The following is a 14,721-nucleotide window of genomic DNA, read 5'->3' as shown; positions in this document are numbered from 1 at the left end:
TCCCCAAACACACAAATGACCCGGAAACGATCCGGGCCATTTGTCTCTCGTTAAACAGGTGTGCTTACTTATTCCCCGACGGCCGTTTTGTCGGCCGTTTTCTTATCGCCAGCTCGTTTTACGTACTGGCCCTGATCAGCCGTGGTGGATGAGCCATGGCCGGTTTTATAGTTGCGGCTGGCCAGCGAAGCCGGCTCATTGGCCGTTACTGTCAGGCCACCCGACGGTGTCGTACCCGGTACAGATTGTTTATAATTGGCCACCGCCCCCTGCGCCGTAGGAACTATCACCGGTGTTCCGGCTTTCTGCTCCCAGCGACGGGCTTCGGCACTTTTATTGGCATGTTTGTAGTTGTGCGTCGAGTATGTATGGTCATGACGGGTGTTGCTGCTCTGGGCCATGGCAGCCGCCGTAGTCAGCACTAAACCGGTCACTATCAATAGGGTCGTTTTCATCGTTTTGTTAATTTAATACGCTTTATCGCCGTTGCGATGGTACAAAGGTGGGGTCACCCCCTAAGAACCGGGTTAGTTCGGGGTTAGAAAACGGTTAGAATTCTCCCGCCTTTTTGCCAGCTTTACACTTCAATTACTTTTGATACCGAATGGCCACAGCCAAACCGCTATACGACCGCCTAAGCAAGAACATTACCGCCTACGCGCCTGAAGAAGCGCGCGAAATGGCCTTTATGCTGCTCGACCATTACTTCGGACTCCGAAAAACCGACGTTCTGACCGACAAACCCTTACCGCCCAATCGAACCGAACCGGATTGGTTCCGGATACTGGAACGGCTGAACCGGCAGGAACCCATCCAGCACGTTATTGGTACCACCATCTTCTGCGGACTGGAGTTTGAGGTATCGCCCGATGTGCTCATTCCGCGGCCCGAGACCGAAGACCTGGTGCGCCTGATCATGCACGACTTTGCCGACCGTACCGACGATGTACCCATTGTAGATATTGGTACGGGCAGTGGCTGTATTGCCGTAACGCTGGCCCGCTTTCTGCCCCAGTCAGTCGTAACGGGCTGGGACGTTTCTGAAGATGCGCTTGCGCTGGCCCGGCAAAATGCCCGGCACCTGAACGCCGACGTTACATTTGCCATTCAGGATATTCTGAACGTAACCCCGGATTTTGGGCAGCAATACGACGTGGTGGTCAGCAATCCGCCCTACGTGACCCGCTCCGAAGCGGCCGGCATGGACCGTAACGTGCTGGACTACGAGCCCGATCTGGCTCTATTTGTCGATGACAACGATCCGCTGGTGTTTTACAAAGCGGTAGCCGATTTCTGCACCCGCCACCTGACCAGAAACGGCGCCTGCTACGTTGAAATTAACGAACGGTTCGGCACCGCCACCCAGCAGGTATTCACCGAGCGGGGCTTCTCGAACATTCAGGTTTATAAAGATATTCACGGTAAAGACCGAAGCATTCGGGCCGCCTTTTAGCCCAGGCGGTCCGTCGACACGGCGGTCCGTCGCTACGGCGGTCCGTCGCTACGGCGGTCCGAATGCTCCGTTTACAGAACAAACCACCCAGTAACCAGTCTTCCATTTTCCTATGCAGCCCACCACCTCTTTTGCCTACCACACTAAAATCCGCGAGGTATTCAACGAGATGAGCCAGGTCGTGGTTGGGCAGGAACGGTTGCTGAACCGGTTGCTGATCGGCCTCTTCACAGGTGGTCATATTCTGCTCGAAGGCGTACCGGGCCTGGCCAAAACACTGACCATCAACACCCTGGCTAAAGTGCTGGAACTGGACTTTCAGCGCATTCAGTTTACGCCCGACCTGCTGCCCGCCGACCTGATCGGCACGATGATTTTCAACCAGAAGACCAGCGAGTTTGAGGTGAAGCAGGGGCCTATATTTGCCAATCTGATTCTGGCCGATGAAGTGAACCGCTCGCCCGCCAAAGTGCAGGCGGCCCTGCTCGAAGCCATGCAGGAGAAACAGGTAACCATCGGCGAAGAAACCTTCGTTCTCGACCGCCCGTTTCTGGTGCTGGCCACCCAGAATCCCGTTGAGCAGGAAGGTACCTATCCGCTGCCCGAAGCCCAAGTCGACCGGTTCATGATGAAGGTCTTTGTCGATTATCTCAGCAAAGACGACGAACTGGCCGTTATGCGCCGGATGTCGAATATGAACTTCGATTATGAGGTGCAGCCGGTGCTGGGCAAAGAAGATCTGGTAGCCATCCGCGACGAAATCAACGGCATTACGATCTCCGAAACCCTCGAACGGTATATCATCGAGCTCGTTTTTGCTACCCGCCGACCCATGGAGTACAACCTCCGCGACGAAGCCCGCTATATTCAATTCGGCGTGTCGCCCCGAGCCAGCATCAACCTGAACGTAGCCGCCAAAGCCCTCGCCTACTTCGACCGGCGCGATTACGTGCTGCCCGAAGACATCAAGGAAGTGGCTCCCGACGTCTTCAACCACCGCATCATGCTGAACTACGAAGCCGAAGCCGACGGCGTAACGCCCCTGCAGGTCATCGACTCCATGCTGCGCAAAGTGGCTATTGGCCGATGAACCCGGGCCGGGGCTGATGGTGTTCTGTCGGTATGAAGCAAACCCAGCTTTTTTTACTTTTGGCAGTGCTGGTTGCCGGAGGGCTCTGGCTCTACGCCACCTATTTCGGTACGCCACGCCCACCCCACCGCCGACCCGCCGGCGCCACCTCGCCCAATAACCGGCGCGTCGAAAAAACCGATGCCGACTGGAGCCAGATCCTGACGGCCGCCCAGTATCGGGTCATGCGCGACCGCGGTACCGAATGGCCGAACAGCAGCCCGCTCAACCACGAACACCGCCCCGGCACTTTCGCCTGCGCCGGTTGCCGAAACCCCCTGTTCGCGTCGACCGCCAAATTTGAGTCGGGTACAGGCTGGCCCAGCTTCTTCGCCCCTATCCTGTCAAACGCCGTCTATACCGAACCCGACGGGAACCGCTCGGAAGTGCGCTGCGCCGTTTGCGATGCCCATCTGGGACACGTTTTTCCCGACGGACCCGACCCGACCGGCTTGCGCTACTGCATGAACGGCGTGGCGCTGACGTTTATTCCGGCCGCGCGCTGATCGATAGGCGGGCAGGCTGTTTTCTTCGGCCACCGCAACGGCCCAATACGTGCGTGGTATGAAGCGGGCCTGACCGACGACCCCCAATCATAACACTACGGAAACAGTAGGATAAAACTCGCGTCACATCCGCGACCCACCTTTGTGGTGGCAAAAGCAGCCCCTCGTTCGGGCCTTTCTGCCAAGCGTTCTCTCAACGAAACCGGATGCGCATGAAGCTACTGTTACTCCTCTCTCTCTCCTCGCTCAGTCTGTTTTTCCTCGACCGGGTCGATGTTGGTCTGACCCTGACCCACGCAACCACCGTCGATTCGCTGGGCGCGTGCCAGGGGGTGAGTTTCCTGAACGGCAAAGCGTATCTCTATGGCGACCGCGAAGTAGGTATGATTCGCACCTATGCCGTTGGGCCGAAGTCGCTTAGTTACACGGGGCAGGAAATCCGGCTGACTGAAGGTGGTCAGGATGTGATCAACCACCCCACCGGCATTGCGTACAATGGGTTGGGTCCAACATTCATTGGAAACAGCATCCGGCCGGGTGACGCTTCGCAAAATCCGGAAAGCACCCGGTGGCGGGCGGTCATCTATTCGGTCAACTGGGCCGGGCTGCTCAAAACCGGAACCCTGGACGGGAACCTGCTCAACACCATCGAGGACGACGCCTGCATTCAGGGCACCCGCCCCGAATACGTTCAGTACCAGAACCGCTGGTACGTGGCTACCGCCGACTACGGCAATCACGCCAACGAGGTACGACTGTACGATCCGGCCCGACTGGCTACGGCTAAAAAAACCAGTGAGCCGGGGGTCGTTGTCAAAAAATTCACCTGCTCACCCTGGGTACAGAATCTCCACTGGATACCATCCAAAGGGGTGCTGGTCCTGATTCAGAACCAGATAGAAGGTCGCCGGTGGCGGTTTACCTTTCTCGATCTCAACAAATCCATCGAAACGGGGCGCGAGCACGTACTCCGCACCATCGACCTTGATAAAGCCGACGAGCTGGAGGGGTTTGCCCTGCTGAACAGCCCGACAACCGGCCTGGCCGTCACCTCCTCGCGTATGAACAACGCGCACTTTGTAGACCTCAGCTGGTAATAGTGTCATACTGGAACGTAGCCAGGTGCGCCGGTTTCTTCCCTTTGCAAATCCCAAACAGACAACCTATTGATATGAAGCAGTACTCAACCTCACGCGTTCGGCGTTGGGCTGGCGCTTTGGCGTTGACCCTCGGCACAACGGTGTTCTATCCGGTTAGCGGCCTGCCGACCGGCTGGGGCACCAGCGAACATCGGCTCGTTGCCATCACGGGCCTCGTCACCGACGAACAAAACCAGCCCATTCCCGGCGTCAACATTGTCGATAAACAGTCGCGCAAAGGTACCGTCACCGACGCCAACGGGCGGTTTTCCCTGGATGTACCCCCCGGCGCAACCCTGGTCGTATCGTCGGTTGGCTTTATGGCGCAGGAGATCGTGGTCGGCACCCAGCCGACGCTGACTATTCGGCTGAAAGAAGACGTCAATCAGCTGGCCGAAGTGGTGGCGGTGGGTTATCAGACCCTGCGGAAAAGCGATGTGACCGGAGCCATTGCCAACGTGAAAGCCCGCGAGCTGAACCTGGCGGCTCCTACGCTTGGTCAGGCCCTGGTCGGTAAACTGGCTGGCGTACAGGTGGCTCAGGTGAGCGGAGCGCCTTATGTCGGTACGAAGATCCGGGTGCGGGGTATCGGCTCGATCAATGCCAGCTCCGACCCACTCTATGTCATCGACGGGTTTCCGGCCGGGAACGACGTGTTCATCAATCCGAACGACATCGAGAGTATCGATATCCTGAAAGATGCCGCTTCGGCCGCTATTTACGGGTCACGGGCCTCGGGGGGCGTGGTGCTCATCACGACCAAACGCGGCAAAGACGGCAAGGGGAAACTCGACTACGAATACCAGTTCGGCATCAACCAGCTGGCCAAAAAGGTGAAGCTGCTGAACTCGACCCAGTTTGTCGACCTGCTCATCGACGCCCGCAACAACACCTACCGCGACCTGATGCAGAATGCGGGCAGACCCTTTACCAACGCCAACTTCTCGGACCCTAACGCCACCCGTATTGCCAACGTTGGCAACGCCGGCTCGGTCAGCATCCCGACCGAATTTTACGACTTTGCCAACCAGCGGGCCATCGCCCCGAAGTATGACACCGACTGGCAGGATGCGCTTTACCGCAACGCCCCCCTCAACCGGCATAACGTTCAGTTCTCGGGCGGGGCCAACAACCTCCGCTACCTGCTCAGCGCGGGCTATCAGGATCAGCAGGGCATTATTGTAGCTACGAAGCAGCAACGGGTAAACCTGCGCGCCAACATCGACGCCGACCTGAACGCGAAACTGAAGGTAGGAGCCAGCTTCTTTGTTACCTCGACCAACAACCGCGAGGTGCAGGAAGGTCGGTTCAACCAGGGCCCGATTCTGGGTGCACTGATCTTTCCGCCTATTTTCAGAGCCTATGACGACAACGGCCGACTGATCAAGAACGAAGCCGCGTCGCAGCAGCCGACCTTTGGGTTCCAGACCATCGAGAACCCGGTAGCGCTGGCGCAGGAGACCAACATCACTCGCAAAGGGCTGCGCGGCACCTACAACGGCACCGCCAGCTACGAGATCATTCCGGGGCTCATCGCCAAGGCGAATCTGGGCCTGCAGACGTTCAACGAAAAGTACGAATACTACCTGCCCACCAGCCTCAGCAGCGGCAACAACCCGCCCTACTCGCCCCAGGCCATTGCAGCCGCCCGCGCCACCGCCCAGACCACCACGACGCAGAACGTGCTGGGTGAGTTTACGGCCAGCTACAGCCGCCAGTTCGGGCTGCACAACCTCAACCTGCTGGGTGGATACACGGCCCAGCGAATTACCGGCGACCGGATCAGCGTGTCGGCGCAGGGCTTTCAGAATGACCGCGTTCAGGAAATTACGGGCCGGGGTGCCGACCCGACCAATTTTTTCCTGAATACCGGCGGCAGCGAACTGGCCACGGGCAAGTTTGAAGAAACGCTGCTGTCGTATCTGGCGCGGGCCACCTACAGCTTCGATGAGCGCTACTTCCTGACGGCTGCTTTCCGTACCGACGGCTCGTCGCGCTTCGGGCCGCTCAACCGCTGGGGCAGCTTCCCGTCCCTGTCGGCCGGCTGGACGGTTTCGAACGAACCGTTCTACCGCGACTGGCTGGGCTCGGCCTCCAGCCTGAAACTGCGGGCCAGCTGGGGACTAACCGGCAACTACAACATCGGTAACTACAGCTTCCTGCAAACGATGGCTAATCCGGGCGGGGTTGTTTTCGGCACCAACACCATCAACACCGCCTACTGGGCCGGAGCCATCCGGGATCAGGCGCTGGGCTGGGAAACAACGTCGCAGTATAACGCAGGGTTGGATGTCGGCCTGCTCAACAACCGGCTCCTGATTATTGCTAACGGCTACCTCAGCTACTCGTATGACCTGCTGTTCAACCAGCCGATCTCAGCCGTTTCGGGTACGTCGGCTATCCTGACCAACCTCCGCGACTCGCGCATTCGCAACCGGGGGGTCGAACTCCAGATCGACGGGCGGGTCGTTTCAACGCAGGATGTCAAGGTCAACCTGAGCGGTAACATTGCCACCAACCAGAACCGGGTACTGGACATGGGCGGCTCGAACGCCATTTTCTCGGTCGGTGCCGAGCGGCAATACATTACCCACACGACGCAGGAAGGCCAGCCGGTCGGTATGTTCTACGGCTTCAAGGTCGTCGGCATGGTGCGGGAAAGCGACATGGAAGCCATTGCGCAGGATAACGCCAACTACAACCCCGCCACCCAGAGCTTTGCCCCCGGCTACGTTCGGAAAGGGCCCGCCCGCTCAACGGCGTCGAGCAACCCGCTGCGGCCCGGCGATCTGATTTTTGAGGATGTAGACGGCAACGGCGTGGTCAACGATGCCGACAAACGGGTCATTGGCAGTCCTTACCCCAAATTCACCTACGGCCTGTCGGCTACCGCCAGCTACAAAGCGCTCGACTTTAACGCATCGTTCAACGGCTCGCAGGGCAACCAGGTGCTCGACGGACAGGACTATTACGTCTTCAACATGGAAGCATCGGGCAATCAGTATGCCGTTGTCGACGAACGCTACCGTTCCGAAGCGCAGCCGGGCAACGGCCAGGTGTATCGGGCTGCCCGGGGCGGTACGCAGAGCAACAGCACCCGTTTGTCTACTTTTTACCTGCAGGACGGCTCTTATTTCCGCTGTACCAACCTGACCATTGGCTATAACCTGCCCGCTTCGCTCCTGAGTCGCGTGAAGGTGGGTGGCCTGCGGGTCTATGCCAATGTGAACAACGCCTTCACCATTACCAAGTATAAAGGCTACAATCCCGAAGTCGATTACAACGCCGGTGTCAACCTGACGCCGGGCGTCGACTACGGCATGTACCCGCTGGCCCGGGGCTACAACATCGGCGCCCGCATCTCTTTCTGAAAATGAACTAGTAGACCACGCCTGATGAATCATACCAGCGGTCCATCAGGCCTGCAAAATCAGTCAATCATGAACCCAACATACGTACGAATCCTGCTTCTGAGCGCCACGCTGTCGATGGCCTCCTGCGGACAGGAATTTCTAGTCAAAACCGACCCCAATGCCATTGCCGCTGCTGACTTTTACCAGAGCGAAAACGATGCGCTACTGGGGCTCAACGGCGCCTATCAGGCCCTCCGCAACAACAATGGCCTGGCCGAAGGCAGCGGTCTCTTCAACGAGCAACGCTCCGACAACACCGGCACGAACGACAACCAGTCGAACGCGGGCGAGCCGTTTCAGTTCAACGATTTTTCGATCCTGCCCAGTAACACGTATCTCAAGAACCACTGGCTGGCACTGTATCAGATCGTAACCCGGGCCAACCAGGTACTGGCCGGTACTGAAACGCTTACCTTCAGCAACCCGCAGACGAAAGCGCAGTATCAGGCCGAAGCCCGCTTTATCCGGGCACTGGCTTATTTTCACCTCGTTCGGAAATGGGGCGATGTGCCACTCGTCACGCAACCGCTCAACTCCGCCGAAGCCGTTCGGACCAATACCTTCCGGGAGAAGAAAGAGAAAGTCTACGAGCAGATCGTGGCCGATCTGACCGAGGTTATCAACAGCCCGCTGCCCGATATTCAGCCGGCGGCTCAGAAAGGTCGGGTCTCGAAAGTAGCTGGAAACGCGCTACTGGGGCAGGTCTACCTGACCATGGCCACCACGCTCGACCAGGCTAACCGGGCGGCTAACCTCAACCAGGCTAAAACCTACCTGACCAACGCCTACACCAAACGGACCTTTGGCACGCTGAAAGACATTCCCTATGCCGATGTGTTCGACGTGACGAAGAAAACCACAAATCCCGAGGCTATTTTCCAGATCGTGTACCGGCAGGGCGACGTCAACTTCTCGTCTGGGATTGCGGCCAGCAACCAGGCCCAGGGCGAAACCATCAACTCGTTACGGACCACCACGGGCGTTGGCGGCAACGTAAAGCCCGATCTGGTGAAAGACTATGAAGAAGGGGATCTCCGCAAAGACTACTCGATCAAATACGCCAATGCGGCCAACGTCCGGGATTATTTCATCACCAAGTTCCGCGACCCGAGTCCGGCGGCCGGTACCAACGGCTGGGGTGGCAACGACTGGCTGCTGATCCGGTATGCCGACGTGATACTGATGCTGGCGGAGGTAAACCTGTACCTGGGCGACGAAGCTGCAGCCATCGGGTTTCTGGATCAGGTACGCGAGCGGGCCAAGCTGCCCCTGTATAATGTAGCCAGGGCCAACCCGACCTACAGCGCCCGGTATCCGACCCTTCGGCAGGCTATTCTGCACGAACGGCGCGTGGAGCTGGCCTTCGAGAACCACCGCTGGTTCGACCTGCAGCGGTTTTTCACCCCCGCCGAGCTGGTAGCCTACTTCCAGACGAAGCCACAGGCCGATTACGGAGCTGCCCGCGTCTCGAACTTTGGTCCCAAGGACTATTACTACCCCATCCCGTTCGATGAAGTCAAGCTCAACCCCGAGCGCATGTACCAGAACCCGGGGTATTAATACCGATAACCGGGGCTAAAGATCAGATAACGCAGCCCCGGCAGGAGCGACATGTACGTACGGATCACCTCCTGTACATGTCGCTCCTGCCGGGGCTGTTTGCTTGGGAACCATTCTGGCTGCGTTATCGGCACGGCTACCGGCTAGGCCGGTGGGTTTGTGGCTGGCGGTTTGCTGTTTACTTTCTCGTCGATGATGAATTCCGGCCGTTTCTTGATCTCGTTGAATATACTGCCCAGGTATTCGCCCAGAATTCCGACGGTAAGCATCTGCGTACCCCCGAAGAACATCACCACGATCAGTGTCGACGACCAGCCCTGTACCAGCCGGTCGGGCAGGAAAAAAGTGGTGTAGAGCACCCACATGGTCAGACACAGGGCGATGATAACCGAAAAAATACCGATCGATGAAGCCAGCCGCAGCGGTTTGTTGCTGAAATAAAGCAGGCTTGTCCGAGCGAACTTCAGCATTTTCGAGAGCGGGTACTTGGTTTCGCCCGCAAAGCGTTCGGCCCGCTCGTAATAGATCGGCACCTGCTTGAAACCTACCCAGCTGATCAAGCCCCGAATGTATTTGTTCCGTTCTTCAAGCCGGTTGAAAGCATCGATCACCTTCCGGTCAATGAGTCGAAAATCGCCCGTATCGACCGGCAGCGGCACTTCGGAGAGGTAGTTGATGATGCGGTAAAACCACTTGGCCGTAACGCGTTTAAAGACGGTTTCGCCCTGCCGCTGTTTTCGAACGGCATACACCACGTTACACCCTTCAGCTTCGTACATACGAACCATATCCGGAATCAGCTCGGGCGGGTCCTGAAGGTCAGCATCGATAATGATAGCCAGGTCGCCGGTGCAGTTTTCGATACCGGCCGATACGGCGGGCTGGTGACCGAAATTGCGCGATAACGAGATAATATGCACGTGCTCATCCTGGCTGGCAAGCTCTTTCAGGATGGACAGGGTATAGTCCCGACTGCCATCGTTGACGAACAGCAGCTCGTAGGCCGAGAAGTTGGCCTGCATCACCCGGGTCAGGCGCATGTATGTTTCGCGAATGACCTGCTGTTCGTTAAAACAGGGAATAATGACAGAGATGGAATGTGCATTCATGGGCTACAGGTACCGGCGCATCGCTGGTTAAAGATAACGGCTCAGAACTGAAAATAGATGAACTGGTTGGACGAGAACACCCCGAACAGGTAGGTAGCAAAGGTGATCAGCACGAACAGAATGGCGAAGCGAGCCGTATTGCGGGTAGGAATGTACAGGTAAAAATATTCCTTCAGCAGTAGAAACGCGATCAGAAACACGCTGAGCCCCATTTCGGTCGCGTTCATCGGGCTGCCAACCGGCTGATCGAACGAGAGGGTGGCAATGCGCTGCAGAATCAGGAACGCATCGCCAACGGTACGGGCCCGGAAGAATACCCAGGTGAGCATGATCAGCACGAAGGTAAACAGCACGTTGCCCACCACCCGCAGGGGCGAAACGGGGGCTTCGAGCCGCTCGGCCGTCGATACCCTGGGCGCAAATCCCAGCCTCTCCAGCACCCGGTCGCGCAGCACCGCCAGCACCTGGTACAGGCCGTTAAGACCGCCCCAGATCACGTAGGTCCAGTTGGGCCCGTGCCAGAGGCCGCTGGCCAGAAACACGATCATCATGTTGATATACTGCCGCACCTTGCCCTTCCGGTTACCGCCGAGCGGGATGTAGAGGTAATCGCGGAACCAGGTCGAGAGTGAGATGTGCCAGCGTCGCCAGAACTCCGATACCGACTGGGCAATGTAGGGCGTACGGAAATTCTCCATCAGCGTGAAGCCCATCACCCGGGCGGCTCCGATGGCCATGTCCGAATAGCCCGAAAAATCGCAGTAGATCTGGAAGGTAAAGAAAAACGTGGCCACCAGCAGCGTCAGGCCGTTGTGCTGCCCCGGGTCGTTGAAGCCGTAGTCGGTCATCATGACCAGCCGGTCGGCAATGACCACCTTCTTGAACAGGCCGAATGCCATCTGCATTAGGCCCGCTTTTACGTTCTCGGCGTCGAAGGGAAAGGTTTTATGAAACTGCCACAACACGTTCTGCGGACGCTCGATCGGGCCAGCCACCAGCTGCGGGTAGAACATGACGTAGAGCGAGTAGATGCCGAAGTGCCGCTCGGCTTTCTGATTGCCCCGGTATACCTCAATGGTGTAGCTCATGGCCTGAAACGTATGAAACGACAGCCCAACCGGTAAAATGCTCTTGTTGTCTTTGAACGACGAGACACCACTCTCACCGAACAGGTGCAACACGCCCACGAACAGCCGGTTACCGATGGCCATCACTTTCTGCGCCACCCCCGGCATGCTAAGCTGATCGAACAGCAGCGACAGGTTTTCGGTGAAAAAGCCGAGGTACTTGAAAAACGCCAGGATACCCAGGTTCGAAATCAGCGAGATAATCAGCAGCCAGCGTTTGGCCGGACCGGTGGTCTTCTCGATCCAGATGCCGGCAATGTAATCGATAATGATGGTCAGCAGCAGAATCAGGATGTACTGCGGCTTCAGCACCATATAAAAGTAGCAGCTGGCTACCAGCAGTAACATCCACCGCCCCTGCCATTTCAAGCCAAAGTAGCTGAGCGTGACAACAATAAAGAACAGTAAAAACTGGACGGAGTTAAATAGCATTGGTTTGGTGGTATCCGGTACTTTTTAGTCGGTTTTCAGTAATCGGTTTCGGCTAGTCCGACGCCGGTTGTACCGACGGACCGACAGTCGAAACCGGGAAACCGAATACCGCAATAACCTTAATAAACTTCCTCGACCCGCTCAACAAAATCGCTGAATTGCCGGGCCGGGATGAACTGCGGCTGGGTTCGGTACGACAGCACGATGAACACCAGCAGCAGCGAAATCAGAAACGCCTGTAAGATCACGATCAGGAACGACGACACCAGATAGCTGGTCCAGCCCGGTACCGACGTGTTGGTAAAGAACTTGAGCGCCAGCACCACACCAATGCCCAGGCTGGCGGCCCCGGCCATAATGACGCAGAACAGCGCCAGCCGAACGGCCGTGGTATCCATCAGGACCGAGACCGCACTCAGGCCGTGCAGCACGAGCGAGACAAAGTTCATTTTCGACTCCCCCGCCAGTCGGCGCCCCCGCTCCAGCGGTACGGCCGTATAGGGTAGCCGCGACCGGATAACCCCACCGGGGTAGTTGTTCCAGATCTCAGACACATGCGCCAGCTTCCGCAGCTGTTTGGCCGGTATCAGGCTGAAGTTACCGAAGGTAATGACCTTACCGGTCAGGATTCGGAAAACGGTCTTGTACACTTCATAAAACACCCGAAATACCAGCCCCTCGTGTCGTTTGGAGCGGTGGGCAAACACGACCCGGCCCGGATGGGCGGCACCGGTCTGCACCAGCGTTGGAATATCTTCGGGCCGGTCTTCTCCGTCGGAGTCCATCACGATAGCCGGGTATTGATCGGGCAGCGAGGCCAGGTGCGACAGACCCAGTGCTATGGCTTTCTGGTGGCCGACGTTGCGGTATAACCGCAGCACCGATAGCGACTGGCCGATGCCCTGCGGCAGGGTTTCGTAGTTCGTGGCCGAGCAGTCGTCGACGATCAGGAACGCCAGGCGGCTCACCAGCGCCGGATCGACAACCGCCCGGATGCGCTCGAGCAACAGGCTCAGGGCCTGCCAGTCGTTGAACAGCGGGATGACGATATTAATACGATCGGGAAGCTCACTGGATTGGGTAGTCATGAATGATGGCAGCTAAATGGCGAATGGCACGCAGGCGGTTGCTTAGGGGAACGACAGGCGCTGGTTACTAATCCGGATCGGGCGACCGTTGCCCGGCGGGGCAAGCACCCCAACGCGGTAGGTACCCGGCGCCAGCGTGGCATTCAGGATTTCACCCTGCACTTCCTGCACAGGACGATTCAGGTAAAACGCGCCGAACGTAAACGGCGATTCGGATGGAAAGAGAAACACATGCCGATCCGACTGTACCAGCACCGCGCCCTGCCCAATCGGCTCAGGCAGGCTACCCGGCGGCAAGTCGGCCAGGGTGCTGTAGCCGCCTTTGTTGAGACGCATCGACAGGGCTGGTTCGGCGGGTACCGCAGCGGCCTGCCGTATTTGCGTCTCGTAAGGGCTAAAATACCCTTCCGGGTAATGGTACAGCCCTCGTTTCATGGTTTCGCGCATGATCTGACGGGCAAAATCGGCGAAGGGCGTCCCCCAGCTGGGGCCCAGACCAATGTCGTTCAGCCGGTGGTTGAAGGCCGACGTCAGCAACATCTGTTTCCGGAAAGCCACTTTGGGCCAGTGTACCGTATAGGAGAGCGTCCAGACCACCAGCCCCAGTCCAAGCCCGGTGCGCAGCCAGCGGGTAGGCACCTTCGTCGTACTCAGCTCGCTCAGTCCATTCAGGTAGATCAGCACCGTCAGCACAGCCGGGTAGATCATGTAGTTGCTCACCATCATGACCCAGTAGCCCATTCGCGGGCGCAGAAACGCGATAATGACGGCGTTGACCATCAGAAAGGCGTAGCAGCCCGTAAAAAAATACCGTCGGCGCTGGGCGGGCGTCATCGGGGCCCGGCTGTTCTGCCAGAGCGGCCAGTTCATACGCCACAGCAGCCATACCATAATCGGGATAATGACCAGACCAAACAGGGTGGGCAGCACACTCCGCCAGAAAATCGGCGCGTCGGGCATGAAGTCCATCAGCGCGCCGGAGAACGTAAAGAAGCCCGAGAAAACCAGGTACGGATATTTTAGAAAAAAATCGACACTGCTTTCGTTACCCTGCAGATCCGGAAAATCGTGAAAATAAAACTTGATAGCCGCAGCTGCCATCACGAGCCAGATACCCAGCCGGAGCCACTGCCGCTGAACGAACAGCACAACAGCGCCCGCCACCCAGCCAAATACTCCGTTCCCCATCGACATCGACGCCAGCAGCTGTACGCCAACGGCCGCGCCAAATCGGTTGCGCTCATTGGCCGACAGCAGATAGATTGACAGCAGAATCTCGAAGATCGACACCTCGTGCTGCAAACCCGTCAGGGCCCATACGCTGGTCAGGTGGTACTGGGGTTGCCAGAAAATAAACGCAACGGGCACAAAGGCAATCAGCGGTAGTTTCAGGGACCGAAACACCCGGTAGAATATCGCAAAGATGCCGAACTGAAACCCGTAGGCCACAAAGATCAGCCACCGGAAGTTGACTTCGCCCGTCAGGTTATACAGGGCCAGCGTGGCCAGCTTGGCCGTCAGAATCCGGTGTTCGTTGTTGGGCGCCAGCAGCCAGTAAATCTTGTCGCCCACGGTTTTACCGTCGGCGTAGTTGATCATGAACCGGAAAAACGCGTCGAAATCGTCCATCCAGGGGATGTTGACGGCGTAGGTCCACAACAGCAGGGCAAAGCAAAGTACAGGAATGAGAACGCCAACACGAGCCAGTGTTCGATATCGATCGGGGGCCAGGATCTGGGGTTCAGCAGTAAGCGTTGATTTCATA

11 protein-coding genes are annotated in these 14,721 nt (G+C 57.7%); 6 read left to right on the top strand and 5 right to left on the bottom strand.

From position 1 onward, the window contains the following. Positions 1-68: 68 nt before the first annotated feature. Entirely contained in the window at positions 69-455 is a 387-nt protein-coding gene (locus FBR45_RS05375) for a hypothetical protein (protein ID WP_138500029.1), read from the bottom strand. 149 nt (positions 456-604) lie between these two features. Between FBR45_RS05375 and prmC the strand changes: the two genes are divergently transcribed. From prmC to FBR45_RS05345, 6 genes are all read left to right on the top strand, one after another. Continuing rightward, a complete protein-coding gene (gene prmC, locus FBR45_RS05370; protein ID WP_138500027.1) occupies positions 605-1,453 on the top strand; it encodes a peptide chain release factor N(5)-glutamine methyltransferase in 849 nt (282 codons plus the stop codon). A gap of 112 nt (positions 1,454-1,565) precedes the next feature. Further along, on the top strand, positions 1,566-2,543 hold the full coding sequence (locus FBR45_RS05365; protein ID WP_138500025.1) for an AAA family ATPase: 978 nt from the start codon (positions 1,566-1,568) through the stop codon (positions 2,541-2,543). 32 nt (positions 2,544-2,575) lie between these two features. Further along, positions 2,576-3,088, top strand: a complete 513-nt coding sequence (gene msrB / locus FBR45_RS05360; protein WP_138500022.1) for a peptide-methionine (R)-S-oxide reductase MsrB — start codon at positions 2,576-2,578, stop codon at positions 3,086-3,088. A gap of 212 nt (positions 3,089-3,300) precedes the next feature. Beyond that, positions 3,301-4,185: a hypothetical protein gene (locus FBR45_RS05355; protein ID WP_138500020.1), complete on the top strand. Its 885-nt coding sequence runs from the start codon at positions 3,301-3,303 to the stop codon at positions 4,183-4,185. 74 nt (positions 4,186-4,259) lie between these two features. Next, positions 4,260-7,598, top strand: coding sequence for a SusC/RagA family TonB-linked outer membrane protein (locus FBR45_RS05350; RefSeq protein WP_138500018.1), 3,339 nt, complete (start codon positions 4,260-4,262; stop codon positions 7,596-7,598). A 69-nt stretch (positions 7,599-7,667) separates the two neighbouring features. Continuing rightward, the gene (locus tag FBR45_RS05345; protein WP_138500016.1) at positions 7,668-9,200 is read left to right on the top strand and encodes a RagB/SusD family nutrient uptake outer membrane protein; all 1,533 of its coding nucleotides are present in this window, start codon (positions 7,668-7,670) and stop codon (positions 9,198-9,200) included. A 143-nt stretch (positions 9,201-9,343) separates the two neighbouring features. On the opposite strand, the gene FBR45_RS05340 is transcribed toward FBR45_RS05345, so the two are convergent. From FBR45_RS05340 to FBR45_RS05325, 4 genes are all read right to left on the bottom strand, one after another. Beyond that, positions 9,344-10,309: a glycosyltransferase family 2 protein gene (locus FBR45_RS05340; RefSeq protein WP_138500014.1), complete on the bottom strand. Its 966-nt coding sequence runs from the start codon at positions 10,307-10,309 to the stop codon at positions 9,344-9,346. Between the two features lie 41 nt (positions 10,310-10,350). Beyond that, a complete protein-coding gene (locus FBR45_RS05335; protein WP_138500013.1) occupies positions 10,351-11,868 on the bottom strand; it encodes an MBOAT family O-acyltransferase in 1,518 nt (505 codons plus the stop codon). A gap of 119 nt (positions 11,869-11,987) precedes the next feature. After that, the gene (locus FBR45_RS05330) at positions 11,988-12,956 is read right to left on the bottom strand and encodes a glycosyltransferase (protein WP_138500011.1); all 969 of its coding nucleotides are present in this window, start codon (positions 12,954-12,956) and stop codon (positions 11,988-11,990) included. A 42-nt stretch (positions 12,957-12,998) separates the two neighbouring features. Further along, on the bottom strand, positions 12,999-14,720 hold the full coding sequence (locus tag FBR45_RS05325; RefSeq protein ID WP_138500009.1) for a hypothetical protein: 1,722 nt from the start codon (positions 14,718-14,720) through the stop codon (positions 12,999-13,001). Position 14,721 lies beyond the last annotated feature (1 nt).

The sequence above is a fragment of the Spirosoma lacussanchae genome, assembly GCF_005870035.1.
GTDB classification, from domain to species: domain Bacteria; phylum Bacteroidota; class Bacteroidia; order Cytophagales; family Spirosomataceae; genus Spirosoma; species Spirosoma lacussanchae.
Note: the sequence above shows the minus strand (reverse complement) of the source record. Positions and strands in the feature narration are given on the sequence as shown.

What these genes read in the sequence shown, in the direction of transcription:
- FBR45_RS05350 (WP_138500018.1), top strand. Translation starts at nt 4,260, where the DNA reads ATGAAGCAGTACTCAACCTCACGCGTTCGGCGTTGGGCTGGCGCTTTG.
- FBR45_RS05345 (WP_138500016.1), top strand. Translation starts at nt 7,668, where the DNA reads ATGAACCCAACATACGTACGAATCCTGCTTCTGAGCGCCACGCTGTCG.
- FBR45_RS05325 (WP_138500009.1), bottom strand. Translation starts at nt 14,720, where the DNA reads ATGAAATCAACGCTTACTGCTGAACCCCAGATCCTGGCCCCCGATCGA.
- FBR45_RS05375 (WP_138500029.1), bottom strand. Translation starts at nt 455, where the DNA reads ATGAAAACGACCCTATTGATAGTGACCGGTTTAGTGCTGACTACGGCG.
- msrB (WP_138500022.1), top strand. Translation starts at nt 2,576, where the DNA reads ATGAAGCAAACCCAGCTTTTTTTACTTTTGGCAGTGCTGGTTGCCGGA.
- FBR45_RS05340 (WP_138500014.1), bottom strand. Translation starts at nt 10,309, where the DNA reads ATGAATGCACATTCCATCTCTGTCATTATTCCCTGTTTTAACGAACAG.
- prmC (WP_138500027.1), top strand. Translation starts at nt 605, where the DNA reads ATGGCCACAGCCAAACCGCTATACGACCGCCTAAGCAAGAACATTACC.
- FBR45_RS05335 (WP_138500013.1), bottom strand. Translation starts at nt 11,868, where the DNA reads ATGCTATTTAACTCCGTCCAGTTTTTACTGTTCTTTATTGTTGTCACG.
- FBR45_RS05365 (WP_138500025.1), top strand. Translation starts at nt 1,566, where the DNA reads ATGCAGCCCACCACCTCTTTTGCCTACCACACTAAAATCCGCGAGGTA.
- FBR45_RS05355 (WP_138500020.1), top strand. Translation starts at nt 3,301, where the DNA reads ATGAAGCTACTGTTACTCCTCTCTCTCTCCTCGCTCAGTCTGTTTTTC.
- FBR45_RS05330 (WP_138500011.1), bottom strand. Translation starts at nt 12,956, where the DNA reads ATGACTACCCAATCCAGTGAGCTTCCCGATCGTATTAATATCGTCATC.